Source organism: Antarcticirhabdus aurantiaca (genome assembly GCF_009765365.1).
Lineage (GTDB): Bacteria > Pseudomonadota > Alphaproteobacteria > Rhizobiales > Rhizobiaceae > Antarcticirhabdus > Antarcticirhabdus aurantiaca.
Genome location: NZ_VTOM01000023.1, coordinates 60,252 through 86,269 on the forward strand (window position 1 = coordinate 60,252; position 26,018 = coordinate 86,269).

The 26,018-nt window shown below is 65.2% G+C and carries 29 protein-coding genes and 1 tRNA gene; 3 read left to right on the plus strand and 27 right to left on the minus strand.

Translation table 11 applies throughout. From position 1 onward, the window contains the following. Positions 1-186 precede the first annotated feature (186 nt). From FZN60_RS22735 to FZN60_RS22765, 7 genes are all read right to left on the minus strand, one after another. A complete protein-coding gene (locus tag FZN60_RS22735; RefSeq protein WP_158875811.1) occupies positions 187-2,967 on the minus strand; it encodes a valine--tRNA ligase in 2,781 nt (926 codons plus the stop codon). 81 nt (positions 2,968-3,048) lie between these two features. Next, positions 3,049-4,173, minus strand: a complete 1,125-nt coding sequence (locus FZN60_RS22740) for a PopZ family protein (protein ID WP_158875812.1) — start codon at positions 4,171-4,173, stop codon at positions 3,049-3,051. Between the two features lie 182 nt (positions 4,174-4,355). Continuing rightward, on the minus strand, positions 4,356-5,762 hold the full coding sequence (locus FZN60_RS22745; protein WP_246727077.1) for a TolC family outer membrane protein: 1,407 nt from the start codon (positions 5,760-5,762) through the stop codon (positions 4,356-4,358). 190 nt (positions 5,763-5,952) lie between these two features. Beyond that, entirely contained in the window at positions 5,953-6,606 is a 654-nt protein-coding gene (locus tag FZN60_RS22750; RefSeq protein WP_158875814.1) for a protein-L-isoaspartate O-methyltransferase family protein, read from the minus strand. Positions 6,607-6,954: 348 nt separating this feature from the next. Further along, positions 6,955-7,194 (minus strand): hypothetical protein, encoded by a 240-nt coding sequence (locus FZN60_RS22755; protein WP_158875815.1) that lies wholly within the window; start codon positions 7,192-7,194, stop codon positions 6,955-6,957. A 388-nt stretch (positions 7,195-7,582) separates the two neighbouring features. Continuing rightward, positions 7,583-9,634 (minus strand): HAMP domain-containing methyl-accepting chemotaxis protein, encoded by a 2,052-nt coding sequence (locus tag FZN60_RS22760; protein WP_246727078.1) that lies wholly within the window; start codon positions 9,632-9,634, stop codon positions 7,583-7,585. Positions 9,635-9,721: 87 nt separating this feature from the next. Then, positions 9,722-9,925 carry a hypothetical protein gene (locus tag FZN60_RS22765; RefSeq protein ID WP_158875816.1) on the minus strand — a complete coding sequence of 68 codons (204 nt, stop codon included), beginning with the start codon at positions 9,923-9,925 and terminating at the stop codon, positions 9,722-9,724. A gap of 166 nt (positions 9,926-10,091) precedes the next feature. On the opposite strand from FZN60_RS22765, the gene FZN60_RS22770 reads away from it, so the two are divergent. Further along, positions 10,092-10,165 (plus strand) — tRNA-Cys (locus FZN60_RS22770). Positions 10,166-11,147: 982 nt separating this feature from the next. On the opposite strand, the gene FZN60_RS22775 is transcribed toward FZN60_RS22770, so the two are convergent. Continuing rightward, positions 11,148-11,372 (minus strand): hypothetical protein, encoded by a 225-nt coding sequence (locus tag FZN60_RS22775; RefSeq protein WP_158875817.1) that lies wholly within the window; start codon positions 11,370-11,372, stop codon positions 11,148-11,150. Positions 11,373-11,813: 441 nt separating this feature from the next. Then, positions 11,814-12,245, minus strand: coding sequence for a hypothetical protein (locus FZN60_RS22780; RefSeq protein ID WP_158875818.1), 432 nt, complete (start codon positions 12,243-12,245; stop codon positions 11,814-11,816). Between the two features lie 199 nt (positions 12,246-12,444). Between FZN60_RS22780 and FZN60_RS22785 the strand changes: the two genes are divergently transcribed. Both FZN60_RS22785 and FZN60_RS22790 read left to right on the plus strand, forming a co-directional pair. Next, the gene (locus FZN60_RS22785; RefSeq protein WP_158875819.1) at positions 12,445-12,996 is read left to right on the plus strand and encodes a DUF6932 family protein; all 552 of its coding nucleotides are present in this window, start codon (positions 12,445-12,447) and stop codon (positions 12,994-12,996) included. Positions 12,997-13,006: 10 nt separating this feature from the next. After that, positions 13,007-13,945, plus strand: coding sequence for a hypothetical protein (locus FZN60_RS22790; RefSeq protein WP_210253430.1), 939 nt, complete (start codon positions 13,007-13,009; stop codon positions 13,943-13,945). Positions 13,946-13,978: 33 nt separating this feature from the next. On the opposite strand, the gene FZN60_RS22795 is transcribed toward FZN60_RS22790, so the two are convergent. The 18 genes from FZN60_RS22795 to FZN60_RS22880 all read right to left on the minus strand — a co-directional run bounded on the left by FZN60_RS22795 (position 13,979) and on the right by FZN60_RS22880 (position 26,015). Further along, entirely contained in the window at positions 13,979-14,275 is a 297-nt protein-coding gene (locus tag FZN60_RS22795) for a hypothetical protein (RefSeq protein ID WP_158875821.1), read from the minus strand. An 86-nt stretch (positions 14,276-14,361) separates the two neighbouring features. Next, complete coding sequence (locus FZN60_RS22800) at positions 14,362-15,147, minus strand: hypothetical protein (RefSeq protein WP_158875822.1); 786 nt, start codon at positions 15,145-15,147, stop codon at positions 14,362-14,364. A gap of 211 nt (positions 15,148-15,358) precedes the next feature. Continuing rightward, positions 15,359-15,751, minus strand: a complete 393-nt coding sequence (locus tag FZN60_RS22805; protein ID WP_158875823.1) for a hypothetical protein — start codon at positions 15,749-15,751, stop codon at positions 15,359-15,361. Positions 15,752-15,775: 24 nt separating this feature from the next. Beyond that, positions 15,776-16,519 carry a hypothetical protein gene (locus FZN60_RS22810; RefSeq protein ID WP_158875824.1) on the minus strand — a complete coding sequence of 248 codons (744 nt, stop codon included), beginning with the start codon at positions 16,517-16,519 and terminating at the stop codon, positions 15,776-15,778. Then, positions 16,516-18,231 carry a phage tail length tape measure family protein gene (locus FZN60_RS22815; RefSeq protein ID WP_158875825.1) on the minus strand — a complete coding sequence of 572 codons (1,716 nt, stop codon included), beginning with the start codon at positions 18,229-18,231 and terminating at the stop codon, positions 16,516-16,518. The genes FZN60_RS22810 and FZN60_RS22815 overlap by 4 nt, the downstream gene beginning before the upstream one ends. After that, positions 18,224-18,769: a hypothetical protein gene (locus tag FZN60_RS22820; RefSeq protein WP_158875826.1), complete on the minus strand. Its 546-nt coding sequence runs from the start codon at positions 18,767-18,769 to the stop codon at positions 18,224-18,226. Before FZN60_RS22820 ends, FZN60_RS22815 begins: the two co-directional genes overlap by 8 nt. Next, a complete protein-coding gene (locus tag FZN60_RS22825) occupies positions 18,766-19,287 on the minus strand; it encodes a hypothetical protein (protein ID WP_158875827.1) in 522 nt (173 codons plus the stop codon). Before FZN60_RS22825 ends, FZN60_RS22820 begins: the two co-directional genes overlap by 4 nt. Continuing rightward, a complete protein-coding gene (locus FZN60_RS22830) occupies positions 19,287-19,865 on the minus strand; it encodes a hypothetical protein (RefSeq protein WP_158875828.1) in 579 nt (192 codons plus the stop codon). Before FZN60_RS22830 ends, FZN60_RS22825 begins: the two co-directional genes overlap by 1 nt. After that, a complete protein-coding gene (locus FZN60_RS22835; protein WP_158875829.1) occupies positions 19,865-20,128 on the minus strand; it encodes a hypothetical protein in 264 nt (87 codons plus the stop codon). Before FZN60_RS22835 ends, FZN60_RS22830 begins: the two co-directional genes overlap by 1 nt. Positions 20,129-20,146: 18 nt before the next feature. Then, positions 20,147-20,356 (minus strand): hypothetical protein, encoded by a 210-nt coding sequence (locus FZN60_RS22840; protein ID WP_246727079.1) that lies wholly within the window; start codon positions 20,354-20,356, stop codon positions 20,147-20,149. 653 nt (positions 20,357-21,009) lie between these two features. Then, the gene (locus FZN60_RS22845; protein WP_158875831.1) at positions 21,010-21,294 is read right to left on the minus strand and encodes a hypothetical protein; all 285 of its coding nucleotides are present in this window, start codon (positions 21,292-21,294) and stop codon (positions 21,010-21,012) included. After that, the gene (locus FZN60_RS22850; protein ID WP_246727080.1) at positions 21,291-22,721 is read right to left on the minus strand and encodes a terminase large subunit domain-containing protein; all 1,431 of its coding nucleotides are present in this window, start codon (positions 22,719-22,721) and stop codon (positions 21,291-21,293) included. Before FZN60_RS22850 ends, FZN60_RS22845 begins: the two co-directional genes overlap by 4 nt. Further along, positions 22,718-22,978 (minus strand): hypothetical protein, encoded by a 261-nt coding sequence (locus tag FZN60_RS29035; protein ID WP_246727081.1) that lies wholly within the window; start codon positions 22,976-22,978, stop codon positions 22,718-22,720. Before FZN60_RS29035 ends, FZN60_RS22850 begins: the two co-directional genes overlap by 4 nt. A gap of 573 nt (positions 22,979-23,551) precedes the next feature. Then, positions 23,552-24,226: a recombinase family protein gene (locus FZN60_RS22860; protein WP_158875832.1), complete on the minus strand. Its 675-nt coding sequence runs from the start codon at positions 24,224-24,226 to the stop codon at positions 23,552-23,554. A gap of 144 nt (positions 24,227-24,370) precedes the next feature. After that, positions 24,371-24,928: a hypothetical protein gene (locus tag FZN60_RS22865; RefSeq protein ID WP_158875833.1), complete on the minus strand. Its 558-nt coding sequence runs from the start codon at positions 24,926-24,928 to the stop codon at positions 24,371-24,373. Positions 24,929-25,134: 206 nt separating this feature from the next. Continuing rightward, a complete protein-coding gene (locus FZN60_RS22870; RefSeq protein ID WP_158875834.1) occupies positions 25,135-25,413 on the minus strand; it encodes a hypothetical protein in 279 nt (92 codons plus the stop codon). Between the two features lie 57 nt (positions 25,414-25,470). Continuing rightward, on the minus strand, positions 25,471-25,776 hold the full coding sequence (locus tag FZN60_RS22875) for a hypothetical protein (protein ID WP_158875835.1): 306 nt from the start codon (positions 25,774-25,776) through the stop codon (positions 25,471-25,473). Beyond that, entirely contained in the window at positions 25,776-26,015 is a 240-nt protein-coding gene (locus tag FZN60_RS22880) for a hypothetical protein (protein WP_158875836.1), read from the minus strand. Before FZN60_RS22880 ends, FZN60_RS22875 begins: the two co-directional genes overlap by 1 nt. Positions 26,016-26,018 lie beyond the last annotated feature (3 nt).

A 26,018-nucleotide genomic window follows, 5' to 3' on the forward strand; every position in this document is an offset into this window, starting at 1 on the left:
CCCCCGCCCGGATGCGCTAACCTCCCTGCGGACCGGCCGGGCCCGTTCCGCCATTGACGCGAACGTAAAACGGAAAGCTTTGCTTGCAAACGGGGGTGCGTCACGCGATCGCCACAATGCGGCATTCGCGCAACATAATCCGCAGTCCTAGGACCGCGAGGCTTGCCCGAGCCTCGCGGTGCTTCGTCAGCCCAGGCGCTCGATGGCCGCAACGAGGCGGCGCACCTCCTCCTGGTACTCCGCGAGCTTCTCGCGCTCCTGCGCCACGACGTCTTCCGGCGCACTCGCCACGAAGCGCTCGTTCGACAGCTTCTTCTCGACCCGCGCGACCTCCCCATCCGCCTTGCCCTTCGCCTTGAGGAGGCGGGCGCGCTCGGCCTCGATGTCGATCATGCCGCCGAGCGGCAGGGCGAAGAGCGTGCCGGCCACGAGGATCTGCGCCGACTGCGGCGGCACGGCGGAGCCGGTCTCGATCGTGCCGAGTCGGGCGAGGCGCTTCAGCGAGGCCTCGTGGCGCGCGAGGCGCTCGGCGACCTCCGGGCCCGGCGTGATCGCGAGGAGCGAAGCTTCCGCCCCGGGCGGCACGTTCATCTCGGAGCGCACCGAGCGGATGGCCGTGACGAGCTCGACGAGCCAGTTGACATCGGCCGCCGCGGTCTCGTCGGCGAAGTCGACCTGCGGCCACCGGGCATGGCACAGGAGCGACAGCCGCGGGCTGGCCTCCGGCGCCGTCGTCGCCCACAGCTCTTCCGTGATGAAGGGCATGAACGGGTGGAGCAGCTTGTAGACCGAGTCGAGCACGAAGCCGAAGGTTTCGCGCGTCTCGGCCTTGGCCGCCTCGTCCTCGCCCATGAAGACGGGCTTGGCCAGCTCCACGTACCAGTCGCAGAAGAGGTTCCAGGTGAAGCGATAGAGCGCCGCCGCCGCGTCGTTGAAGCGGTAGGCTTCCAGCGCGCCCTCGCACTCGCGCGCGGCCCGGCCGAGCTCCGTCACGATCCAGCGGTTCAGCGGCAGGCGCAGGGCCTCCGGCCAGATCGTCGCGCCGTGCGCCACGCCGTTCATCTCGCCGAAGCGCGTGGCGTTCCAGAGCTTCGTCGCGAAGTTGCGGTAGCCGGCGATACGCGCCGGATCGAGCTTCACGTCGCGCCCCTGAGCCGCCATGATCGCCAGCGTGAAGCGCAGCGCGTCGGCGCCGAACTCGTCCGCCAGCTCCAGCGGATCGATGACGTTGCCCTTCGACTTCGACATCTTCGCCCCGTTCTTGTCGCGAACGAGGGCGTGGACGTAGACGGTCGAGAAGGGCTCCGTGCCGGTGAACTCCAGGCCCATCATCATCATCCGGGCGACCCAGAAGAAGATGATGTCGAAGCCGGTGACGAGGACGCTCGTCGGATAATAGGTCGCGAGCTCCGGCGTCTCGTCCGGCCAGCCGAGCGTCGAGAACGGCCAGAGCGCCGAGGAGAACCAGGTGTCGAGGACGTCCTCGTCGCGGCGCAGGAAGCCGTCGCGACGCGCCGGGTCCTCCGCCATGGCGCGCGCTTCGGCGTCGTCGATCGTCTCGTTGGTGACGTAGTGGGCGAGCGCCTCGGCGACCGCCTCCTCTTCCGTCTCGGCGACGAAGCACTGGCCGTCAGGCCCGTACCAGGCAGGGATCTGGTGGCCCCACCAGAGCTGACGCGAGATGCACCAGGGCTGGATGTTCTCCATCCAGTCGAAGTAGGTGCGCTCCCAATTCTTCGGCACGAAGGTGGTGCGGCCCTCGCGAACGCTGGCGATCGCGGGACGGGCCAGCGTCTCTGCGTCGACGTACCACTGGTCGGTCAGGAACGGCTCGATCGGCACGCCGCCGCGGTCGCCGTGCGGGACCGAATGCGGGTGATCCTCGATCCGGGCGAGGAACCCGCCCTCCTCCATCATGGCGACGACCCGCGCACGGGCCGCGAAGCGGTCCAGCCCGTCGATCTCGGCGATGGTGCGATCGAGCTCGGGCGTGCGCACGAGCCCGTCGAGGAAGGCGTCGTTGTCCGCCAGGGTCATCGAGGCGTCGTCGCGCATCAGCGCGATCATCGGAAGATCGTGCCGGCGGCCGACCTCGTAGTCGTTGAAGTCGTGCGCCGGCGTGATCTTCACCGCGCCAGAGCCGGTCTCGAGGTCGGCATAATCGTCCGCGACGACGGGAATCAGGCGCCCGACCAGCGGCAGGCGCAGGTTCTTGCCGACGAGATGCGCGTAGCGCTCGTCGTTCGGGTTCACCGCGACCGCCGTGTCGCCCAGCATGGTTTCGGGCCGCGTCGTCGCCACCGTGAGGAAGGTCGAGGGATCCTCGGGGTCGTAGACCGTCCCTTCCACCGGATAGCGGAAGTGCCAGAGGTGCCCCTTCACCTCGCGCTGCTCGACCTCGATGTCGGAGATCGCGGTGCGAAGCGCCGGGTCCCAGTTCACCAGCCGCTTGTCGCGGTAGATCAGGCCCTTGCGGTAGAGCTGGACGAAGACGCGCAGGACCGCCTTGGACAGTCCCTCGTCCATGGTGAAGCGCTCGCGCGACCAGTCGCAGGACATGCCGAGACGCCGATCCTGCCCGACGATCGAGCCGCCGGATTCAGCCTTCCACGTCCAGACGCGCTCGATGAAGGCCTCGCGGCCCATGGCGCGGCGGTTCGGCTCCTGGCGCTCCATGAGCTGGCGCTCGACGACCATCTGCGTGGCGATGCCCGCATGGTCGAGGCCCGGCTGCCAGAGCACGTTCTTGCCGCGCATGCGCTCGAAGCGCACCAGCACGTCCTGGAGCGTGTGGTTGAGGGCGTGCCCCATGTGGAGCGAACCCGTCACGTTCGGCGGCGGGATCACGATCGAATAGGCCGGCGCGCCGGGTTCGGCCGCCGCGCCCGCGCGAAACGCGTCAGCCGCGTCCCAGCGCTCGGAGATCCGCGGCTCGATGGCCGCGGCGTCGTAGGTCTTCTCGATCATGGAGTCCGTCGATCACCGTCGAAAACAGGAGGCCGGACTAGCCCCTCGCCTTCGGCGCGTCAACGAAGAGGCGTCGGCCCGTCAGGCCGCAGCGCTGCCGCGGGCCGCCCGATGGATCTCGTCCTGGACCATCCGCTCCACGAGGTGCGGGAGATTGTCGTCCATCCATTCGCGCAGCATCGGCTGCAGAAGGCCGCGGACGATCTCCTCCATCGACCCCATCGTGCCGGCCCGCACGGCCGAGGCGAGATCGGCGAAAGCCTCCGCCGTGCGGCCGCCGGCCTCTTCCGCGATCAGGGCGCCGATCTCGGCGATGCGCGGCTCCACCGCCACCACTTCGCGGGCGACCGGCAGCATGGCGAGCGCCGTCGTCCCCGTCGCGGCAGCAGGCGCGCGCTCCATTTCCTCGTGGAGCGCCATCATCAGCGCCGCCTCGTCGAAGCCCTCGGCCTCCGCGCGGCGGTCGCCTGCATCATTGGCGGCCGCCGGCGGCACGACGGTGATGAACTCGGCCACGACCTCCGGCTCGCACACCGCCTCCGGCTCGGCCGGGACCGGCATCGGCTCGGGCGCGAGAAGGATCGGGGTCACCGCGGGCGCAGCTTCCACGACCACGTTTTCCGCGAGTTCGACGACAGCCGTCGTCGTGTCCGGCGCGACCTCGGCAAGCGTCGCCACCGCTGCGGGAGCGGCGGTGGCTCGGGCGCGGCCGCCCATGCTGTCGGCGACGGCGCGCAGCTTCGCGACGGCCATCGAGGTTTCCTGGCGCAGGAGCGCCTGGTCCGCCGAACGCGCGGTAGCGGGCACGGACGCGACGGCGGTGACGGCCGTAGTCGAGGCCACCGAAAGCTTCTCGGGCCGTCGATTGAGGCGCTGGAGAGCGGACGCGAAGCGATCGAAGCCGGCCGTGATCGGCGAGCGCAGATCGCGCGCCGCGGGGCTCGGGCGAGCGTCGTTCGCCTCGACGCCCCACGGGCGCGTCGCGGTCAGATCGTCCGACGCCGACGCGGCCTCCACGGCAGCGGGCGCCACCGGCTCCACGGCGAGCATGGTAAGCGATTCGATCGCGGCCGCTTTCGGTGCCTCGGCGACGGTGGCTCGCATCGGGGCCGAGGTGTCCTCGCCGGCCAGCGAGGTGAACACGGGCGCGGAGGCGGTTCCTTCCGGCTCGATGATCCGCCGGATGGAGGCGAGAATCTCTTCCATCGTCGGTTCGCGTGCAGCGCTTGCGCCCATTTTCGTGCGGTCCCCGGCAATCCCGCTGGCGAGATTCGCCGCCAGCTTTCCGGTTACAGGGATATGGCAGACCAGCTTGCGCGAAGAGTGCGGATGAAAGGTCCAGGCCTCCGCGGCAAGCTCCGCACCAGCCTCGACATCCGCACTGACGGTCAGCGACCGTCCGGAGTCCTGAGGCCGAACCACTTGTCCTCCACGGCCTGGAAGTGCTCCTCCGGCTTGTAGGGATCGTTGGTGAGCCCTAGCGCGGCCGCCCGCAGGCGACCGGTGGCGCTCAGAAGCGCATAGCCCGCCACGACCTCGTCGCGCTGCGAGCCGACGAGCAGGATCTGCGCCGTGATGACGTCGGCCTGGGCGTTCAGGACGTCCAGCGTGGTGCGCTGGCCGACGTTGCGCTCTTCGATGACGCCGCTCAGCGCCAGGCGGGCGGCATCGACCTGCGCGGAATAGCCGACGATGTTCGCCTGCGCCGCCTGGTACTCGGCCCAGGCCGTGGCGACCGCGGCGCGCACCTGATCGCGCGTGCCGTCGACCTCGATGCGGCGCTGACCAAGCACTTCCTTCTGCTGGCGGATCTGCGAGCTGACGAGGCCGCCCTGATAGATCGGGATGGTCAGCTGGGCACCGACGGTAGTCGACACCTGATTCTGCGTCTGCACCTGGACGCCCGGCAGGCTCGACGGGTCGGTCTCGTTCAGGCCGTACTGATTCTGGACCGATGCCGTCACGCCGAGCTGCGGCAGCAGCGAGCCTTCCGCGGACTTCACCTGGAACGCGGCAGCATCGACGGCGTGGAGCGTCGCGAGAATCGCGGGGTGCTCCTTCTGCGAGATCGAGAAGGCGTTGGTCACGGAGCCCGGGATGGAGCGGGCCGGCGGACGGGCCGGCGCCAGATCGTCGGCAGCCTCGCCGATCACGTCGTAATAGGTGGCCTCGCTCGACGCGACGGCGGCGAGCGCGTTGTTCAGCGTCGCCGTGGCGAGCGCCTGTTCGGCTTCGGCCTGCGCCACGTCGGTGCGCGTGCCCTCGCCCACTTCGAACCGGGCGCGCGCGGCGCGCACCTGTTCCTGAAGGAAGCCGAGGTTCTGCTGACGCAGCGCCGCGATGCGGCGGTCGCGAACGACGTTCATGTAGGCCGTCGCGGCGTCGAGCAGGACGTTCTGCTCGGAATTGGCAAGGTTTTCCTGCGAGGCCAGCACCTGCGCCCGCGCCGCGGCGACGTTGTTGGGCGTCCTGAAGCCGTCGAAGAGCGTCTGGTTCAGCTCGATGCCGACGCCGAGCGATCCGGTCCGCGCCTCGGAACTCGGCAGGTTGTCGCCCCGCGTGGTGCGCGAGCGCGACGCCTGGGCGCTGGCCGTTCCGGACACGCGCGGCCGCAAGCCAGCCTTGGCCTGAGGGACGTTCTCGTCTGTTGCGCGAAGCTGGGCGCGCGCGGCGTTGAGCGTCTGGCTGTTCGAATAGGCGGCAGCGAGCGCACCGTTCAAGGTCTCACCATGCGCCGCCGTCGTCACGAGCATGCTCGTGACGAGCAGGACTGCCGACCAATGACCGTGACGCATGCGCATGAACCCCCGTAGAAAAGGCAGGCCACGCCCGTATCTCGGGCGAGTCTGCCTTTTCAACATTTAGCGGAACTGGATGCACCGCGTCATTCACGGAATGACGGAGTCGCTCGATCCGGCACCAGCTTGCCGGCGAGCGTGACCGAAAAACCGCAGCCCCGTCAGTTGCGCAGCCGCGCGTGCGCCCTCAGAAGACGAAGGCGGCCTCCTTGCGGAAGCCCGGCAGGGGCTTGACCGCGCAGTTGAAGGCGACGCGATCCGAGACGATCCCGTCGTGATCCTTGACGTAGAGCTTCGCGAGCGCGGCGTTGCCGATCCCCTCGACCACCACGAGGCGGCCGCCCGGCTTCAGCTGGTCGAGAAAGGTGTCCGGAAGAACTTCGACCGCGCCCTCGAAGACGATGACGTCGAACGGCGCCTCGGAGGGATAGCCCTTCTCGAGCGGCCCCTCGACCACCGCGACGCTCAGGATGTCGAGGCCCGCCAGCGTCTCGCTCGCCTTGGCTGCGAGGCCGGCGTCGCTCTCGAGCGCCACCACCGAGCCGGCGAGGTGCGACAGGATCGCCGCCGAGTAGCCGGTGCCGCAGCCGACATCCAGAACGACGTCGCTGGACCGGATGTCGGCCAGCTGGAGCAGCTTGCCGAAGGGCGAAGGCTCCATGATGTAGCGCCCGCCGCCGAGCGGCACGTCCTCGTCGATATAGGCGAGCACCTTGCGCGCGTCCGGCACGAAGGCCTCGCGCGGCACCGTCAGGAAGGCGCGCAGGATGGCGTGCTCGGTGACGTCCGTCGTGCGGATCTGGTTGTCGACCATCTTCAGGCGGGCGGCGGCGAAATCCATGGGACGCGTGTTCCGTTGGCAGGCAGGATCGTCCTGCCGTGAGCGAGAAGGGCATGATCGCCGGCGCGGCCTGCGGGATCCTTGCGTCGCCGACCGGGAGGCCGAAGCGCTCCCTAGGAAGCGCCGGCCCGAGCCGAGCGCCGCGCCGTCGACGAAAGGACCTCGCCGGCCAAGCGCCGGCCGGCATCGGTGCCGTTTCTTAGTGCCACACCCGACCGCCCGCAAGGCAAAGCCGGGAGACCGCTCGTGGAACCCGCGCCAGCAGGCCACCCGCTCCAGGATCTCGCACCATGAGCGCGGAAGCCGCGGCCCCCTGATGGACGATGAACACCCGTCCCGTCGCCGCCCTCAGTCCTGCGCTTCGTCGGTGAACTTCCCGACGTTGACGAGATCGTTGTCCAAGCCCTCGAACTGCGATGTCGCTTCATCAGCCTTCGCCGGCTTGTCCGTCGCCGCTTCCTGTCGCAGCTCCTCCTCGATGCTCGCCGAGCCGGCATCGTCTTCCGAGACGATCTCATGGTGCTTCAACGGAGCGCCCCTTTGTTGTTCGGCGCTCACCCCGAGACCATCATCCTTGATATCCGCCATGACAATCTCCTCGTCTGTCGAATGCTGAAGAGAGGCTCGGCCCGGAAGTTCCATAAAAGGCTCGGCACAACCCGCAGCGACCCCAACGATCGGTCCCATGCGAACTGGACGGCGACCCGACAGCCGCCGCTGATCCGCCGGCCGACAGCGAGTGCGCCGCCGCCTTCGCGCCTCTCTGCGCGCGAAGCGGCCGACGCTTCCGGCGGGGCGATGCCGCGCTTCAGTCCGAGATGGCGGCTCGGTCGGGCTTGCCAGACGCGAAGGCGCCCCTCCGACGCATGAGTGCTTTCGAGGCCGGCGCTGAGACGAGCTTGGCAATTGGTATCGGACGGTCTCTCCTCCACTCGTCGCCGAGCCGAAAAGGACCGTCCGCGACATTCGGTGGCGATCAGGCGCTCATGCGCTTGAAGCCCTCGTTAAGATCGAGATCCAGACCTTGCCGGGTCGGTGCAGGCGCCGCGCGGGTCATTTCGGCTCGGCTTGCTCCGAACTCGCTGACACGATCCTGTAAGGCCTGCACCGTCTCCTTGCGCTTCACGGCTCGCTTCGGCGATGCGATGACCTCTGACTCCCCTGTCCGGAAGAAGCCGGCGCGCTCGTTCAGCCTCCCCGCCTCGGCCGACAGCTGCGCCGCCGTTGCCGACATCTCGTTTGCCGCGCCGGCGTTGGCCTGCGTCACCTGGTCGAGTTGCTGGATCGCCTGGTTGATCTGCTCGACCCCGATAGACTGCTCGCGGCAGGCAGCGGAGATCTCGGACACGAGCTCGGCCGTCTTCTGGATGTCGGGCACCAAGGTATCCAGCATCTGCCCCGCTTCCTCCGACGTCAGGAGCGACTCGGCTGACAGCGTTCCGATCTCGGCCGCTGCCAGCTGGCTGCGCTCGGCGAGCTTGCGCACCTCGCTCGCGACGACCGCGAAGCCCTTGCCGTGCGGCCCAGCCCGAGCCGCTTCGATGGCCGCGTTCAAGGCCAGCAGATCCGTCTGGCGGGCGATCTCCTGCACGACCTTGATCCGCTCGGCGATCTCGTGCATCGCCTTCACCGACTTGCCCACTGCAGCGCCGCTCTTCTCGGCGTTCAGACTTGCGGCCGCCGCGATGCGCTCGGTCTGGGTTGCATTGTCGGCGTTCTGACGGACGTTGGCCGTCATCTCCTCCACAGCCGCGGAAGCCTGCTCGGAAGCCGCCGCCTGTTCGGTCGAGCCCGAGGAAAGCTGTTCGGCCGTCGCGGCGGACTGCGTTGATCCCGAAGCCACCTGCTCGGCGGAAACCCTGACGTCCGTGACGATCTCGCTCAGCTTGCCGGCCATGGCCGCCATGGCGCGCTGCAGATCGGCGATCTCGTCGGTCCCCTTGGCATCGACCCGCTGGGTCAGATCGCCGGCGGTGATCGCCTCGGCGAGAGCCACCGACCGCCGCAGGCGTCGAGCCGTCGATAAGGACAGCCATGCGGCGACGCCCGCTCCGGTCACCACGGCGGCGATGATCAGTGCGATCGACAGGTTGCGTGTCGCGATGTAGCTGGCTTCGGATTCTGCGACGAATGCGTCCGATCGCTCGTTCGCCCGCGCCGTCAGATCGGTCACGATCTTCGAGACCGCTGCCGTGGCCGGCCGCTGATCGTTGACCAGGGCCTGGGCCACCGCAGCCGACCGGTTCAACAGCCCCTCGTCGCCGCGGACGCGCATGCCGGCGAAATGCTTGTCGGCAAGCGTTGTGACCTGATCGAGATCGGCATCAAAGCTGGCGGGCAGCAACGTGCGCAGGCGGTCGACGTTTGCACGAACGAGCGCTTCCAAGTCGTTCAGCTGAACGCTCCCTGACTGCATCCGATCGCGATCGCTGTCCACGATAATACGGAGTGTCGCCAGAACCGACGTGAGCAGAGCCGCTTCCGTCTGGTAGACGATGTCCGTCGGCTGGGAGCCTAGCTTCTCAGCCCGTACTTTGGACATGAGAGTCGAGAGTTGGTCGCGGACTTGCGCGAGATCCGCTTCGGCCTGCGCCAGAACATCCCGAGCCTCGTTCGGGTTCACGAGCATGGCGTCGGCCATGATCTGGTCCGAAACAGGTCGCAACGCCTCGATCGACGGGCGCAGTTCAGCCATAGCAAGCTTGCCCTCTGGCGTCTGGACCCCTGCCTCGTACCGGTCGAGAGACGCCAGCATTCGCGCCCAAGCTTCCTGGTACGACTTCATCTGAGCCGCCTTCCCATCGGCGGTTGGCTCAGCCATCGCGTTGCGCGCGAATCGTCGAACGGCCTCCAGGTTGGCGGCAACACCACCCAGTCCCTGGACTTGCTCGAATGGGCGCTGTGTAAACTGGTCCAGCTCGTGATTGCTGTCTGACAGAGCCTTGATACCGAAGTAGCCGACGGCGGTAGTCATCAGAAGAACGCTGGCGAAACCGGCACCCAGTTTCATACCAATACGGTATTTCATAAGTCGACCTTCTCTTTCCGGGCGCCTCCCGTCATCTCGTTACCTCGATTGTTCTAATGGATCGTATCCTTGGTAGTTGTAGGCAGTTCACACTTGTGCGCGCCGTGCTACCCGAACGGTTCCAGGACCATGACGCCCCAAGGCCACGCTCTCGCCCGACCGGTGCGGGAGCGTCACGTCCATGCCGATCACCATCGTGGCTTTGCCATCCTCAAGCCCGAACTGGGGGCGCTTGAGCGTCACCATCTGCCCGAGGCGGATGCCCATCGCCTGCGAGGCGCGTGCCGGCATCTTGCAGCGCTTCCGCCGTTTGAGGCATCCATGAATGGGCGGCAGCTGGCGGCTTGAATGGAACGCCCCCAAAGGCTTTTTTAGATTGCCCCGAGGATCGTTTTTCGGAATGCCGCCGACGCCTCTTGCGCAAACCCCTATGGGTCAGTAGGTACGGCCCCGTTGAGGCCTCGTGGCGGAGTGGTCACGCAGAGGACTGCAAATCCTTGCACGCCGGTTCGAGTCCGGCCGAGGCCTCCAACGCTTTTCTATAGTCGCTGCAGGCACTTAGGTAGCGATCTCACCTCCCTCTCCTGCCCCGCCATGTCGCATCCGTGTTGCAGCCATTACCCTTGATTTGCAGGGGTTTCGTTCGGCGCACGGCAGCTCCATGCGACATGTCGCGCGACATGGAATGCCCTCGACAGGGGCGAATCCGTAACGGTTACGGATTTGCCACCGTCGCCAGTTCGGACGCGCAGAAGTGTGGGCGCACTCACTTTTGAGGTCTCCTCCGTTGGAGGAAACCTCGGTTCCAACCGGACGCTCGGATCGTAGTGTCGGCCGAGGTCTCCACCGTTGGTGGGAACCTCTCATCGCGCGGGATTGCACAGTGCAGACTTCCACCAATGGTGGGAGTCGAGAGCACGCGCTCGCCGCACCGTAAGCCGAGTCGCGAAGCCTGAGCCTCGCGCCGCCGCTAGCAGAGGGTTACTCCGTTGGAGGAGACCTGCGACCACCCCGACAACATCGGGTTGGTTGGCGTCCCAGCGGCGGACGCCGATGGGTGTCACCAGAACCGGGGGCCCATATCTCCCAGATGTGGGGGATGGCGTCACACCGTTCGGCACCAAGGTATGGTCATCATGACCACACCTCCGGGTATACGCATCACGCATACCCCTTGCCGTCATCTCGCGGGCATTGCCATGATGGCAACACCTCTCGGTCGCTCTGAACTCGCGCCGCACTGGATGTCCAATGAACTCCGTCCCCCTGCTCGGCTGGGCCCTCCTCATCGCCGTGCCCCTATCCGCGTTCTGGATGCTGTCTCAACCCCGACCGAAGAGGCGCCGACGCGGCAGCGATTCCGGTGGATCCGGTGACGACGGCTCTGCGGGCGGCTTCTCCCACCACTGCGACGGCGGGTCCGACGGCGGCGGAGATGGTGGCGGAGGCGGCGGCGACTGAGCGTTGCCATCCGTCATCCATTGCCAGATTATATGCAGGTGCGCTTGTCCGCTTAGCTCAGCACGAGATCGAAGGAGCGGATGAGGGGCACCTCACCGCCATCGATCTCAGCTCGCTTCTTCGCCTTCGCCAGGGCATCGGTTGCGAGTGCCTCAGGCATGTCGCTGAGCTGCTGAACCGCCGATCGTGAGACACGGAAGCGGCCGCAGGTCGGGCACGTGAACTCGGCGAAGTCGCCCGTGCTCGACTGATCCTGCTGTGCGGGCTCGTTGGTCACGGGACATTGTTCGTTTGTCGAGGACATCGGATCTCCTTGTGCCGGCGGATTGAGGCGATGGCCCGAACACCGGCATAGCCCAACGGCATGCAAGGCGTTCGGTTCGCGTGGCCCTTGATGCTGGAAGGAACGCTCGAGCGCTGGCCAGCTTGTCCCCTGACAAGTCACCAGCAGGAGAAGCCCCGTGGCAATCGCACCGCAGAGATCTAAAGGCGTTCGCTGGCTCTACATTATTATCGCGCTGGTCGTAGTGCTCGGCCTCGCCTACTGGTTCACGAACTACAACGCAGGCACCACAACGGACCGCGCCGCACCGGGAGCCGCACCCGCAGCCGCTCCGGCGGCGACGACCTCGAACTAGTGGCCCCCGGCACTTGATGGGGTTTGCGCCACGGTGGCGCGAACCCACTCCATGATTGCTCCTGGGTTTGAAGACGGACGTTACGCCGCCTCGGCGACCATCTTCCCGGGATCAGGCCACAGCAGCCTCTCCAGATCCAGATAGAGAAGCGCGCGCAGCGAACCCCTTACCGGCCACGGACGGCACTCCACGGCCCGCAGGCGCGCCTTCTCGAGGTCGATGCGGTTGAGGGCGGCTTGGAAGGCCCTTGGCTCAGCGCGCCAGGCGGGACACGAGATCAGCACGTCCGAGACCGAGGCGATGACCTCGCTCCAAAGCGCCTCGCAATTGTGCTCGCTCTCGCGCAGGCAGTGGAGCACGAAGCGAAGGTGCGCCTCGCCGTGCTCGGTCAGGATCTCGGTCAGAGCGCCGCGAGCATGTGTCTCGCCGGGGCGGCGACGGCGAGATGTCGGCACGATGCGGATGCCAGCCTCGGCGCAGATGGCGGCTAAGCGGTCAGTGGATTCGAGCATGTGGGATCCCCGCGCGAGATGCCCGGTAACATAGCACCACACGCGCTAGGCGGAAGGCACGGAGATGAGGCGCTGGGATCGCTTTGAGCTGCCATCGGCACCCGGTTGCTTACAGCTTCGGGGTGCGTCCGATTGGCTGTAGGAAATCGGTGACCACTTCCATATAAATCCGGATGAGTGAGGGGGACGCAGCAGTCGAATGATACCTGGATTCAACCAGTCCGGTGTGCTGCCGCCATTCGTTGGCGCGGATCCGACGCAGCGCACGGGCATGTCGCCTTACATCGCCGACATGCCCCAAGTGGTAGCCCGCTTCTCACAGACACATGAACGCCGAGCGATCCTCTCAGGCGTACTCAATTACCGGCAGGAGCTTTATCAAGCTGGTTTCACCAGTGGCGTGCAATGGTTTGATGGCAGCTTCGTAGAGGATGTTGAAACGCAGCAAGGTCGAGCGCCGCGGGACATTGACGTTGTCACGATTGCCGATCGACCCGCGATCGCCCTGGCGGACTTCCGCGCGTTTGTTCAGCAAAACCTCCACTTGTTCGATCCCCAGCGGCTGAAGCAACAGCATAAAGTAGACGGCTATTTCATCGACCTCGGAAAACTCGATAAGGTGCTTCTGGTCAATGATATCTGCTACTGGTATGGTCTTTTCTCGCATCGACGCCAGACGTCGCTCTGGAAGGGCATGCTGCAGGTTCCCCTCGATCCAGCGAATGATGCCATCGCTCGGCTCTTTGTGTAGGTGAACGATGATGCTTAAACGTTTGGAATTGCAAGCACTTCAGGCAGACCTCCAAACTGTAAGCTCTCTCCTCGGAGCCAGGACGGAGGAAGAGGATCCTATCGGCTTCCTGCAGTTCAGCTATCGTCGAGATGAACTCACGCGACAGATCGAAGATCTTGCCGATCTGCATGTCTCGACCGCGAACGTCGGGTTGTTTTTCGGCGGGCAGCCGGTGCTGGGATCGCGCGGGATCGACGCGACCTTCGGCAGCAAGGCTATCGAACAGTTTCAGATGCTGGTGTCGACAAAGTACGGCGCGACGAATGGCGCTGTCGGCTCCCGTGGACGGCTACCTCGTCGCGATCAATCCGAACTTCTAGTCACGGATGTGGTCAGAGGCTCTTTCGGCTTCGTCATGGAAGAGAACGGTGATGCCGACCTCGTTGATAGCGGGCTGAAGCACGCTGTTGCAGAGGTAGTCGACCTTATCTACAGGCTCGGAGCGCCGGACGAGGAAGCTTTCGAGGCAGGGCTCGAGAGCCTCGACAACCGGCTGCTCACCGCGCTCAAGAACTTCTTTCACACTCTGGATGACGCAGGTGCGACCATCAGGTTGGTGGAAGATACGCGTGACTTCTCTTTGATGCGGGACAGCGTCACCAGAGCTCGCGAACGGACCGATGGCTTGGCGATCACGGAGGATCGGAACGTCCAAATTCAAGGTCGGCTCTACCTTCTGCCAGATGCTCATCGCTTCGAACTCCACCCGTCCAACGGCGATCCGACAGTCCGTGGCACGTTTACAGAGTTGAGTCTGGAAGGCGTCGCTGATGCTGACGGTCGGATTCCACCAGGAGTGATCGGCGAAACATGGCTGGTTGATCTAGCCGTTCGCACCGTCCGCGTGCCGAATCGGGATGATCGACATACCTACCGGATTGCCCGTATGAGACGGGCCGGCATCTAAAAACCAAACGGGACCCAGACGGTGCAATCGCGCCTATTGCGGGCAACCCTGATCCGCGCTCCCGTCACCAACCGCTACGCCGCACTCCATGATGGTTGCGATCACGTCCTCGGCCGCTGGCGATCTCAGGCGCTTGCAGGCCACCGTGGCGCTGGCAACTTCGTCGAGAGGCTCCATCGGCTTCCCGCGCGCTTGCCGCAGCTCGATGACGTGGCGCTTGATGCACATCTCATATTTGCCGTCGGCGCCACGATACTTCTGCGGCAGGAGTTGCTGAGCGGCGGCAGGGCTGGCTGCGAGCATGGCGACGGCAAGAGCAATCCTCATCATGGTCGACGTTCCTCCTGCTGTGCCTGAGCGCCACCTCTAGCGTCCCTCAGCAGCCTCGTGTCGGCCGCCTCGTGAGCCGAAGGGCGTCACGGCTGCTGACGAACAACCATATCATCGATCTGGCGAATCCGCCGGCGGATGGCGCTGAGCTCCTCCTCTGCAAGTTCCTCGAATTGCAGGAAGGCTGCCACAGCGTCCGACCATCGTCCGTCAAGCTCATCTGCTGCGAACGCCGCTGCCTCCTCCATCTCCGCGTAGCGATCTTCACCGGGCCAATACTCGTCAGGCGGGTAGAAGTGAACCGGCTGAATGATTGTGCCAAGACATCTATTGAGTAGTTCAAGGGAGGAAATGATCCGGTGCCTTTGGGCCTCAATGCGATCAGTTCCAAGCATTAAGGCTTGTGAGTTCCGGAGGTTTCTGAAGGTGGATGCTATTTCATGCTCGCGGTTGTGCACCCACTGCATATCAAGGGGACGGCGAAATGATCCATGCTCTTGGTCGAAAGCATGATCGAAATTGCTGAGTGTTCTCGAGATTCTCTCTCGGTCTTCTGCGATTAGCATCTCAAGAGCTGCAAGGCGTTCGGCGATGATCTCCCGAGAGGCGATCTCGTTCTGCTGGGCCATGCGACCGAGCTGCATCCACACGGGCCGCAGTGCCAGCATGGCAGCCAGCAGAGCGATGATGCCGGCAACGAGGGTCTGCATCTCCTTGAACAGCCGGAAGAGGATGCATGTCTTCCAACCACGGACAGGATCATCCTGGCTCGGCGCATAGCAGGTGAGCTCACCCGCCCCGATGAGGACGGCCACCATGATGAGCACGGCGATCGTCAGCACGATGTACGAGCTGTTTGGCAGGATCTTCACGAGGTCGGCTCAGCTGCTGTCGGGCGGGGCGCGCGCCGCCGGCAGGCTATCAGGAGCCGGCGACGCACGCTCGAAGCAGTGATGCCCTTATGGCGAAGCTACAATCAACCCCGCTACGAACAGCATCGTCGCCGCAGGTGAGGATAGGATCCGCACATCCCCCTCCTGAAGGCCGCAGCCGTTGCCAGATGCGGCCACAACCGGGTCATTATCAGTCCGAGAAGTTCGCCATGTTGGCGGCGAAGCTGTCGATCTGGTCCGCGACGAAGGGCAGGGTCTTCATGAGGCCGAGGACGTTCTCCGGCGTCGCTTCGGGGCGCTCGCCGTTGAGGGTGACGCCGTCGGCCCACGTCCAGCCGGCCACCGCGGCGGCGATCTGCTCTTGCGCCTGGCGCTCCAGAGCCTCGGCGGATCGGAAGCGCTTCGGGTTCCGGATGCGCTCGTTCGTCACCTCGTTCTGACAGGCGCGCATTTTCACGCCCTGGTAGCCGAGTACCTTCACCGTCAGGCCGATCGGCTTCTGCGTGACGGGGTGGAGGATGTCCAGATCGGCGCCTTCGTCCTGCCGGTCGTAGATCTTGGAGAGGTCGGAGAGGTCGGTCATGGTGGTTCCTTGGTCGTGGGGGAGTCAGGCCGCGCATTCGCGGGTCATCTTCGCCTGCCGGCGGCGCTCGGCGCGGTTCTGTGCGGGCAAGGGGATGACGTTGGAGGCCGAGGCCGCCGGCATCCCCGCGGCGGGGCGGATGGGGTGGCCGACACGGTCTTCCGGCCAGGTCTTGAGGATCTGGTGGGTGATGCCGGTGCGTCGAACGAGCGTCAGCATGACGTGGCCGCCGACGACGAGGTTGCCGCTCGCACGATCCGCGTCGGACTCGGCCTCGCCGCGGTAAAGGCGCTGACGCTCTACCAGAGCGACGCCGTCGCGCATGACATCGAAGCGCGAGCGGTCGATCGGCGCCTCGCCCATCAGCGGCATTCGGATCGTCGCCGGCTCCCCGAAGGGCTGCTCAAGCTCACTGGCGAACATGACGAGGCGGGCGCGGTCCTGGTCTGTCGACCACCCCGCCATCGCAACCAGGATCTCGCGTCCGCCCTGCTCCTCGAGGAAGTCGGCATAGACCGCGTGCCAGTCCTGGAACCACGCCCCGCCCTCAGCCGAAATGTGATCGATGTCCTCGAAGTCTCGGGCCAGAAGGCGGGCAAGTGCTTTGTGCCCTGCCGAGGCCCCGGATACCGCCAGGACGATGTTCGGTCCCTTGATCGTCTGGCACTTCGGACCGATCCGCCGGACGATACCCTGGCGGTCGTAGGAGGCGCCATCGGTCAGGATGACGGCGGCATCGTCGTAGCGGATTGCGTTCAGGGCGGTCATTCGCCGGTCTCCTCTTCGAAGGTGATGCCGATGTCCCGGAGGGGGGCGGCGATCTTGCGCTCGGCCTCGGGAAGCTTCGCGATGGACGTCTCGAAATCGAGGTTGGCCATGAACTCCGCTCGGCGGTCGGTCAGAGCCTTTTCCTTGTTGAGGGCGGCCAGACGGTCGGTCATGGTGCTGATCTCGCCGGCGGCCGTCTTGATGTCGGCGATCTGGCCGGGCGTGACGACCTGCCCGGCGGCCGCAGCGGCGCGGCGAGCCTCGGCAAGTGCGCCCATCTCGAAGCGCAGAGCCGCCGCCGCGCCCTCCGTCATGCCGAAGCCGTCGACCTGCGCCCGAAGGCTGTCGACCTCTCGCTCAATGGCGTACCTCTGACGCTCAAGGGTATCGCTGTACCGCTCGGCCTCGGTGCGGGCCGTGCGGCGCCGCGTCGTGGTCTCCGTTAGGGCGTCAGCCTGGTCCTTGAGGGCCTTGCGGATGTCCTCCGCGCCCTCGGGGTCCATGCGGTCCATCAGGCCCCGCTCCTGGTCCCGGGTGGGAGTGCGTAGGCGCCCGCCCTTCTCGGCGATCCCCATGCGCTCCAGTGCGAGCGAGGCCTCATCGGCCCGCGCCGTGAGGCCGGCCAGCGTCTTCGTATATTCGAGCGCGGCTTCGATGGCGGTGCGCATCTCCTGGTCGTCGCCGGCCACCTCATGCAGGTATTCCATCTGCTTGCGGAACGGGATCACGGCGTCCGTCTCGCCGCGCTTCAGCGCCTCGCGGAGCGTGTCGACCTGCTGACGGATCGGGTCGAAGAGGCGCTTAGTCGAGCCTTCGTCGAAGTCCTTGAAGCCGAACTCGAACTGCGTCGCGAAGCGATCGGTGAAGCCGACGTCGACGTTCTGCATCTCCGCCTTGATCTGCCGCTCAAGGTCCCGGCGATCAATCTCCAACTCGACGCGAAGGCCAATGGCCTGCTCCGCTTCGCCGATGGCCTCCAGCTTGGTCTTCAGGTCGTCGTACTGCGACGTCACCCGGTCCAGGATCTGACTGTGACGCTCGAGCACCGTCGCGGCGTCCGGCAAGCTGTCGCGGAAGGCATAGGCGAGCGCGCCGACCGCGGCTGTGACGCCAGCGACCGCGATGCCAACGGGGCCGAGGGCGGATGCCAGGGAGGCGCCGCCAGCGATGGCCGCGTTCTTCATGGCGATGAGCGAGCCGCGCACGCCGCGGGGGCCGTCGCCGAGCACCTGGACGACCTGACCGGCCTGCGAGGCCATCACCTGGAACGGGCTCGCGCCCATTGCCAGCATCGTGCCGACGTCGTTGATTTGGTAGCCGAGCCCCTGAACCTGGCCCCTGGTCAGGCGGATATTGTCGTTCGCCACCTTCGCGGCGGCGCCCATCGAGGTCAGCCCACCGGACGCGGCCACGGTCGCGGCGTCGACCTTCGCCATCTCCCGGGCAAGCTGCTCGTACATGCCGCCGGTGCCCTTGAGGTGGCGCTCAAGGTCGCGTTCCATCTTGAGCTGGCGCTCGATCATGCGCGTGTGCGCGTCGACGGCCTTGCTGGCGGTTTCTGTCTTGCGGCCCGCCTGCTCTATGCCGCGCCCGAGGGCGTCCGCGGCCTTCCCGGCTTGATCCGCAGTGCGGACGACCGACTGCAGAGCAGTGTGACCTGCTTGGAGGCCGGTGGGGTCGAAGCTGACCCGAAGGGCTGCGAGATCAGGCACGGAGGCCTCCCTTTGCTCGAACCTCGGCCACGGCTGCGTCGACGTTGGATTGCCACCGCTGGGCCGCCATCAAGATGAAGGCCGTGCCCGGCCGCCCCTCGGTGCCGTATTCGACCGCCGCGGCGTAGCTGGCGGAGAAGGTGGCGAAGATCGGCTTGTCCCCGCTCGCGTTCAGGAGGACGAGCTCGTAGGCCACCTCGTCGAGGTCGTACGTCTTCGTCGGATCTTGGGGAGGCATGACCCGCACCTGGGGCGTGCTTTCCGACAGCATGAAGCTCGCTCGTAGGTAACCAGTATCCACGGGGAGCCGGCCCGTGCCGCCAGTGCGGGCCACAGGGCCCGAGAGCTGCCGGCGGTTTTTCCCGCGTCCGGTGGAGCCGATGCCGGCGGCGATCGCCTTCTTGGTCGAGGCCACGGACGGGCCGGGCTCGATCATCTGCCCGACGGTCGTCTGCACGGCGGTCTTGAAGACGGCGACCATGGCCGCTTCGATCTCGCGGACCTGCTTGGCGACGTCGGCGGCGAAGGTCTGGGTCATCCGAACGCCCCCATGCGCGCCTGCATGAGCCGAGCGGCATCCGGGTACTTCTCGGCGACATCTCGGCGCCTGGCCTCGAAGGCGGCCACCTGACTGTCGGAGGGCTCCATTCGGCCTACGCCGTCCGTGTCCTGCGCGCGAAGCTCTTCGATCAGGTCCCAGAGGGCCATCAGGGACGCCGCGTCACTGTCGGGGCGCTGGTGGGCGTAGAACCGGCGGCGCTCGATGGTGCCAGTGTCTCGGTCCAGGGCCACGATCGTGAAGGGGAACTTCACGTGGCCTTCCTCAAGCGAGCGGTCATCCTCGAAGGGCACGCTGTCGCGAAGGCGCATCCATGCCAGCGGGTGAAGCCTGAACCACTTCCGGTCCATCTTCTCGGCACGCTCGGCGGCGCGGCGGTGGCGCTCTTCCGGTTGGGTCATGACGATCTCCGAAGGGAAAGGGCCGCCCGCCGCGGGAACCCGTGCGGCGAGCGGCGCAACGGCCGAGGAGGAAGGGGCATCGGCCGCCATCTGCATCAGTCGAGCACCGTACGGTGGGGCTTGTAGTCGTGGCCGGCCTGGACGCCTTTTTCGGCCGTCACCACTGGCGACCAGTCCTGACGGAAGAGAGAGGCCGCCACCTCGACGAGGCGCTTGCTGTTGAAGTACCCAAGCTCGGGCTGCTTCGCCCCGGTGTCCCGTGCCAGGTCGGCCGTCTGCCTGGAAAGCTCCTCTGCCCGGTTCTGGATGGCGCGCCATGCCTCGACGCGCTCCATGAAGGCGGGCCACATCTCGCACATCTGGTCGACAAGCTTCTGAGCGTCCTCGCCAAGACGGCCGTGCTCTTCGACGAGGGCGGCAAGCATGGCCTCGCCCTCGCGTCGCACCGCGTTCGGCAGCTCTGCCTCCAGAGCGGTGCGCTCGACGCGCAGGCGACGGGCGAAGCGCTCGGCCTGGAGGTGCTGTTCTTCGATCGCGTCGACGTCGGCGCCGGTGCGGATCGCCTCCGCCAGTTCAGCGTCGAGGTCGCGGGCTGAGTGCGCCTTCTCCTGTCGGCCGATATCGGCGAGACGGGCGCGGATCGTGTCGGGGGTGAGCGGGGCGACGATGTCCATCAGTCGTCAGCCTTCGGAAGGCGGAAGCCGTAGCCTGCTGTCGTAGGTTTCTGGCCATTGGTGGCCGCGGTGATCTCGCTGACCGCGTTGTGGATCGGCGAGAAGGAGGCCATGAGCTGGTCGGCGACGGAACCCCGACCTGACGCTCGGAGCACATTGCACGCCAGCTCGATCCTGCTCTTCAGGAGGTTGAATGAGGCCTTCATTGCCTCGTCGTCAGCCTGCCGGCGGGCGCCGGCTTGTGCGTTTATGAAGTGATGCACGGTCGTGTCCTCCGCAGATCAGGCGGCGCGATCCACGCCGACCATGTCGAGGTCGCCGCGATGGAAGATGCCGGGGAACTCGGCGCCCGAGCGCTTCAGCTTTTCGGCGGCAGCGGTGATGACGAACTCGTTGGGCGTGATGCCGGCGCGATTGGCCTGGTCGAAGAGCGCGTCGCGGAACTCACGCGTGACGCGGGCGCCGTTCAGGAAGAGCTGGGCTGAAGCCATGAATGCCTCCGTTGATGGAGGCAGTAGACTAGACATGAATAAACATGTTTAGTGGGCATGTCCGGACACAGACAGCATGCCGCATTCTACAGAATCGTGCGCCTGACATGCTGGGAGGAGCAGCCTTCCGGTACAGCAACGCACAAGCTTACTTATCATCGGAACCCGAAGGTAGTAGCCATGCGAGCAGCAATCGGAACTCTCCTGATTATTTTGTGTGGAACAGTCGCATTCGCGCAGGCGCCGCCGCTTGAGGACACGCTGCCGCTTCAGGAAGGATCAGCTAAGATTTCGATACCGCTGAAAACCGAGGATGCGGACCTTAGATCTTTCTTGAGCGCTCCTGCCCAGCTATTCCTCACTGTCGAAGTTAAAGGGCAATGCGCTCTCGTGTATGCGAAGCACGAACATCAAGCATACGTGACTCAGGGTCGGGGTGGTCCTCGTCAGCCAATACGCCGAATCGATTTGCATTCGAATATTGCAGGTGATCGTCAGACCAAAACCTGCGAGAATACAGAATTTTGCGGCAGAACAGAAGAGGAGTATAATATTGGCTGCAGAAGAAGCTGTGTATCAGCCACTGGTACGCTGCAGACTGGGCAGAAGTGGTTCGTGAATGAGGCGTGCATCTGGTAGGCCGCCGGGGGAGGCTACGTCAGCCCCAGGTATTTGGCATATCTATGGACATGCTCAGAACGAAATTCGCCAGACCTGAGAGATCTTAATGCTTCAACATCGCCGTAGCGCTTGGCTTCAAGCGCTACGGCGCTGATTTCCCATGGCGCCCCAGGCGAGGTGCGTCTTCCAATACCATCCTCCTTGCACCACCGGCGTATCGTCTTCTCGTTCTTGCCGGTCCGAAAAACAGCCTCCTTGAGGCTGATTACCTCCTCAGGGCGCATCAGAACCGATAGCGCGGCTTGCTTCATTGTCATCGGCCATCTCCGGAGCCGGAGCGATGCCTCGCACTCAGGAACATGGCCACAGTAGGTGCCGTCTGACCTACCAGCCCAACCAGGCAGCCTGCCACGGCATTGGCGACGTCGTCGTGGCCGTTCGGTGGATGATCGATGCTATCCCGACCCCCTCGGCTGGTACGTCGCTCCAGGCTGGCGAACTGCGCCACCAGCCGGTCGTGGTCCAGCAAGTCCGCCTTCTTCGAGTTCAGCGCGGGCAGAACGTCACGATAGAGGTCGCTCTTCGGCCGCGCCGACGGCTCGTAGTCGATGCCGTGCTTCCGGAACTGCTCCCGCGGCCACTCGCCGGCATAGCGGTCGCCCTGGACCTTCGTCACGCCGTAGGCCTTCAGGAGCTTGGCATAGTCGGCGACGACGCCCTCCGGACTGAAGGGCGGTCTCACCTCACGCAGGGCGTCGAGGACCGCGACGGCGTTCTCCATATGCCCGATCGCCAGAGTGAAGCTGTCGGCTGATCCGCCAGAGGGATCCACGAAGGCGGTGTAGCGCTGGCTGGACAAGGGAGCGCGCTCACGAACGCCGGTCGCCACGCAGGCCTCTACCGCCTCGCGGCTGATGAAGCCCTCGATGTCCGTCCGGAACTGCGCCCCGTACTCGGCCGCTGCACTCGATGCGTCCCGATCGATCGCCCGGTCGATCACCTCCTGTCGGATCGTCGGGTTCATCGTGCGCGTGGAAGCCTGCCAGACGAGCGGCGCACCATCGACGCCATAGAACCGCTTGTAGGCGTCCCACAGCGCTCCACGCCTTGCGTACGGGCTAGAGGCGCATAGCAGCACCGACGTCGGGATCGACGACATGCCCGGGCGGATCGCGTCAAGGATCTCGAAGTCGGGCTCGGCTGCGTCATCGGTGTTCCAGAAGGCGAGCTCGTCGCACAGCACCGCCGCGAAGGCATAGCCGCGCGTGCCGCGGAAGGTGGCCGTGCCGACCTCGACCGTCACCTGGTTCTTCAGATCGAATCCATCAGCGCGGGGATCGCTCTCGAGCATCCGCTTCAGCATGGGGATCCCGTCCACCATAGCCTTGGCGTAGCGCAGGATCACACGCGCTTGCCGGCGGTCGGTGGCGATCACCAGGACCGTGGCCCGCTCACCCGGGGCAAGGAACTCCCGATAGCTTTTGAAGCAGGCGAGGTAGACGGCGATCAGCGCCATCACGAAGCTCTTACCGCCACGCCGGCCGATGACGAGCCACGCCTCATTGGTGGGCACCGTCGGCAGCACCTTCCGCCCGGTGCAGGCGCGATAGGTGGCGGCCTCATCCTCGGACATGGGCTCGCCGAAGAGAGCAGCCAGGAACGCCCGCCAGGCCGTCCAAGTGGCTCGATCCTTGAACCAGGGACCGAAGAGCTTCGGGTCCTCCGCCGCCTTGAGAATGTTCACTCGGACGCACCCGCGAGATAAGCGGCGAGGTCGGGCTCGGAGGATGCCGATCCGGCCGACTTGATCCCGAGCTGCCGGATCAACCGGGCTTGGAGGTTGGAGAGGCGCACCAGCTGCTCGTGGTTCACAGCCTCGCCCTTCACGATCGCGGCCTGGAGCTTCTCGCTCTCGACGATCACCGCGGCGAGCTGCCGGATGGTCGTCTCCTGCGCCGGGTTCAGCTTGGAAGCCCCGCCGAGGTCATCGGCGAAGCTCATGCACAGGTCCCGGTAGCGCCGGCCCATTGGCTTGCGGTTATCCACGCCCTCCAGGATCCATGATCCGTTCGTGATCGCAGACCGGTTCTTCTTCGGATTCGTGACGAAAGGTGGTCGAACAGCGCTCATGCAAGCAGGAATGGAGCGACATCGTAGCTTGATCAACGGCTTACGCGGCTATCCTGGAAGCTGGCACTCTCGCGATGCTCGTTCCTGCACGGCGCCGCCTCGGGGCGCATGCGATCACATCCGGGTGAAGTCTGTGGATAACCGCAGGCTGAGGAAGGGGATCATCTCCGGTGCGAGGTTGGCCTCGTCCTGCGCCAGTGTTCAAGGCGAAGGAACCCTCGGACGATGAGATATCCAGGGACGGACGCAATCGCTGCCCACGCCCAAAGTTGCTCTAGAGCCCACTCTGACTTGCGATCGACTAGGTGAGGCAGGAAAGGACCGACCATGATAAGGCCGATGAGGAACGATAAGGTGAGCTTCAGAATGGCCAGCCTAAGCGGGGTGATCCCGGTACTACGGGGCGCAGCGTGGGCAGCCTTAGTCGTCTCTTCCATCTGTTCCTTAAACCGCCTGTGACAACACGCGAGAGACTTGCACGGCCGTCCACGAAGCGCCACCTCGCGCCGTCGGGATGCCGCGGTCCATCAGGCCGCGGGCCAGCGCTCCCAGGCTCGTAGCGCCTCCCAGACGCATCTCCTCAATGATGGGCATAAGATCCGCAGCCCTTGCCTTCGCTCGCGCTGTGGCGGCCTTCCTGCCGGCCTGACGCGCCTGGGCGCTGATGATGGAGCCGCGGTTGCCGCCGAGCTTCACGCCCCGTGCCTTTGCCGCCTGCAGGGCATCCTTGGTCCTTTGCGAGATCATGGTGGCTTCGTGCTCGGCCACAGCCGCCAGAACGTGGATCGTCAGCCGGTTGGCTTGCGGGAAGTCTACGGCGATGAAGTCGATGCCGGCTTCCATTAGCGCGGAGACGAAGGCAACGTTGCGGGCGAGCCGATCAAGCTTGGCGACGAGGAGCGTGGCTCCATGGATGCGGCAGAGGCGGATGGCTTCGGCCAGCTTCGGGCGGTCGTTCTTTCGGCCGCTCTCGATCTCGATCACCTCGGCGACGAGGGACCAGGATCCGCCGTTCAAGTGCCGGCGCACCGCTTCTTGCTGCGCCTCCAAACCGAGGCCGGATGCACCCTGCCGTGCCGTCGAGACGCGGTAGTAGGCGACGAACTTGCCCTTGGCCATCGGGTCCTCACGAGCGTTACGTTGGTCTCAACGCCCGTCGACAATGACGCAAACAGGGCAGAACGCAAGGGCTTCAGAGGGAAGAAAACGCAGAAAAATCAGGCGCTTCAGTCTTCGTCTTGAGGAGGAAGAATAGGAGGGCGCTTAGGCCTTCCACGCCGCGTTGAGCATCTTCCATCCATCCCGGCATGCTTCCATTGGAGAGCGCGGCAGGCGCTGGCCCATTCTGATGTATGGATCAAGCAGTGGGATCAGCTCTTGAGCTAGTTCGAGGAAGTGCGCGTCCATCTCCGCCACAAGGTGCGCAGCCTCGTTCGGTTCGCCCAATCCACGCCCGGCCTCTAGCCGAATGCGTGCATGGGCGAGCCTCAATGCCACTTCGCGCATGGTCTCAAGGTGCTTCGCGACATCATCGCCAACGAGATATTCCATCTCGTAGGAAGCCCGGTGGAACGGCCGGTCAATGCCGTACCTTGGCGCAGGATTGTTCATCAGATTGGCGATCTGGCTGCGCAACTCCTTATATGCGTCATAGCGCTTTTCGAAAAGATCGAGCACGAGCTTCTGACGAGCCACATGCCATTGACCCCATGCAAAGACAGCGGCGATCAGCGCCGCCGCAAGAGCGGGCGCTGCGACGGCAACCTTGGCTAGGATGCCGATTGCGAAGCCGACAAGCGGGAAACCCGCGATGACCGCCAATCGCCCTTGATGCCTGTAGGCCCATTGCTGAACCGACCTAAGCCACAAACGCATCTTCCAACCGCCCCTTCCACTGGGTGTGCCCCTACCGCTTCTCGACGCCTTCCCACCCTAAGGGCGCAGGCTTCCGACGGGTGTGTGTTCCGACCCTATTCTACGTATAGGTAGCCGGCGCGCTTCTGAGGGCACCTTCTCTTGGATGATGATCAGGCTTCGAGAGCGCTGAGGCGATCGATGAGGCGCTTGTAAAAGGTAGGCTCCGGAAGCTTAGACCGTTCCCCGGCATACCCGGTACGGCGGATCTTCAGCTGACCGATGATCCGGGCGAGATAATCGTGCCGGCGCCCTTCCAGATGGGCGAGAACCGGATTCACCTCGGAGACCACATCGTCAAGCGCGGCTTCCATCTCGATCGTGCCGTTGGCAACGGCGGTGGCCTTCGTTGTGGCAAGGCGGAGCGCTTCGTTCGGATCGACGGTGTTCATGATCATCCCCCTTCGATCACGGCCTGAGGTGCGTCTGCAGGATGGAGGATGAAGGGTTCAAGAGGCCGAATTCTGACGCTCCTTCTCGACGAGCTCGCGCACCTGTGTGCCGAGTTCGAGATCGGCGAGCATCCGTCTGGCTTCCAAGTTGCCGTGCCTCCTCATTAAGTGGAGCGCCTGTCGAACATCCGCCACGTTCACCTTCACGACGAAGGTTGATCCCTGCTGCCTACCAGTTCCGAAATCCACGACACGGTAATGCGCCGCTTCACGATGGTCGACGGCAGGCCGGCTGAAGCCACCCTGGAATATGTCGGGCGGAACATCCTCCTCTACGCGATCACTCTCACGCTGCAGCTTCATCACGTGTCCGCCTGTCTGACGTAGATCACAGGCACGCCGTTCTCCTCAGACCAACGCCTTGCGGCACCCAAAGCTGCCACCTCGCTCTCGAAGGGCGCTGGGGTGAAGAACGTGACGGCATGGCTGCCTGCCGCCGAGCCGTTGACCACGTACCGGCCACCGGCGGTGCGTTCGACGACCATGTGATCGCTATCCTCAGGGACACGCTCGCCCTTGGCGATCTCTCGCACTTCGACCATGGG

What these genes read in the sequence shown, in the direction of transcription:
- FZN60_RS22735 (WP_158875811.1), bottom strand. Translation starts at nt 2,967, where the DNA reads ATGATCGAGAAGACCTACGACGCCGCGGCCATCGAGCCGCGGATCTCC.
- FZN60_RS22740 (WP_158875812.1), bottom strand. Translation starts at nt 4,173, where the DNA reads ATGGAAGAGATTCTCGCCTCCATCCGGCGGATCATCGAGCCGGAAGGA.
- FZN60_RS22745 (WP_246727077.1), bottom strand. Translation starts at nt 5,762, where the DNA reads ATGCGTCACGGTCATTGGTCGGCAGTCCTGCTCGTCACGAGCATGCTC.
- FZN60_RS22750 (WP_158875814.1), bottom strand. Translation starts at nt 6,606, where the DNA reads ATGGATTTCGCCGCCGCCCGCCTGAAGATGGTCGACAACCAGATCCGC.
- FZN60_RS22755 (WP_158875815.1), bottom strand. Translation starts at nt 7,194, where the DNA reads ATGGCGGATATCAAGGATGATGGTCTCGGGGTGAGCGCCGAACAACAA.
- FZN60_RS22760 (WP_246727078.1), bottom strand. Translation starts at nt 9,634, where the DNA reads ATGAAATACCGTATTGGTATGAAACTGGGTGCCGGTTTCGCCAGCGTT.
- FZN60_RS22765 (WP_158875816.1), bottom strand. Translation starts at nt 9,925, where the DNA reads ATGCCGGCACGCGCCTCGCAGGCGATGGGCATCCGCCTCGGGCAGATG.
- FZN60_RS22780 (WP_158875818.1), bottom strand. Translation starts at nt 12,245, where the DNA reads ATGCTCGAATCCACTGACCGCTTAGCCGCCATCTGCGCCGAGGCTGGC.
- FZN60_RS22785 (WP_158875819.1), top strand. Translation starts at nt 12,445, where the DNA reads ATGATACCTGGATTCAACCAGTCCGGTGTGCTGCCGCCATTCGTTGGC.
- FZN60_RS22790 (WP_210253430.1), top strand. Translation starts at nt 13,007, where the DNA reads ATGCTTAAACGTTTGGAATTGCAAGCACTTCAGGCAGACCTCCAAACT.
- FZN60_RS22795 (WP_158875821.1), bottom strand. Translation starts at nt 14,275, where the DNA reads ATGATGAGGATTGCTCTTGCCGTCGCCATGCTCGCAGCCAGCCCTGCC.
- FZN60_RS22805 (WP_158875823.1), bottom strand. Translation starts at nt 15,751, where the DNA reads ATGACCGACCTCTCCGACCTCTCCAAGATCTACGACCGGCAGGACGAA.
- FZN60_RS22810 (WP_158875824.1), bottom strand. Translation starts at nt 16,519, where the DNA reads ATGACCGCCCTGAACGCAATCCGCTACGACGATGCCGCCGTCATCCTG.
- FZN60_RS22820 (WP_158875826.1), bottom strand. Translation starts at nt 18,769, where the DNA reads ATGACCCAGACCTTCGCCGCCGACGTCGCCAAGCAGGTCCGCGAGATC.
- FZN60_RS22825 (WP_158875827.1), bottom strand. Translation starts at nt 19,287, where the DNA reads ATGCAGATGGCGGCCGATGCCCCTTCCTCCTCGGCCGTTGCGCCGCTC.
- FZN60_RS22830 (WP_158875828.1), bottom strand. Translation starts at nt 19,865, where the DNA reads ATGGACATCGTCGCCCCGCTCACCCCCGACACGATCCGCGCCCGTCTC.
- FZN60_RS22840 (WP_246727079.1), bottom strand. Translation starts at nt 20,356, where the DNA reads ATGGCTTCAGCCCAGCTCTTCCTGAACGGCGCCCGCGTCACGCGTGAG.
- FZN60_RS22845 (WP_158875831.1), bottom strand. Translation starts at nt 21,294, where the DNA reads ATGACAATGAAGCAAGCCGCGCTATCGGTTCTGATGCGCCCTGAGGAG.
- FZN60_RS29035 (WP_246727081.1), bottom strand. Translation starts at nt 22,978, where the DNA reads ATGAGCTTCGCCGATGACCTCGGCGGGGCTTCCAAGCTGAACCCGGCG.
- FZN60_RS22860 (WP_158875832.1), bottom strand. Translation starts at nt 24,226, where the DNA reads ATGGCCAAGGGCAAGTTCGTCGCCTACTACCGCGTCTCGACGGCACGG.
- FZN60_RS22870 (WP_158875834.1), bottom strand. Translation starts at nt 25,413, where the DNA reads ATGAACACCGTCGATCCGAACGAAGCGCTCCGCCTTGCCACAACGAAG.
- FZN60_RS22875 (WP_158875835.1), bottom strand. Translation starts at nt 25,776, where the DNA reads ATGAAGCTGCAGCGTGAGAGTGATCGCGTAGAGGAGGATGTTCCGCCC.
- FZN60_RS22880 (WP_158875836.1), bottom strand. Translation starts at nt 26,015, where the DNA reads ATGGTCGAAGTGCGAGAGATCGCCAAGGGCGAGCGTGTCCCTGAGGAT.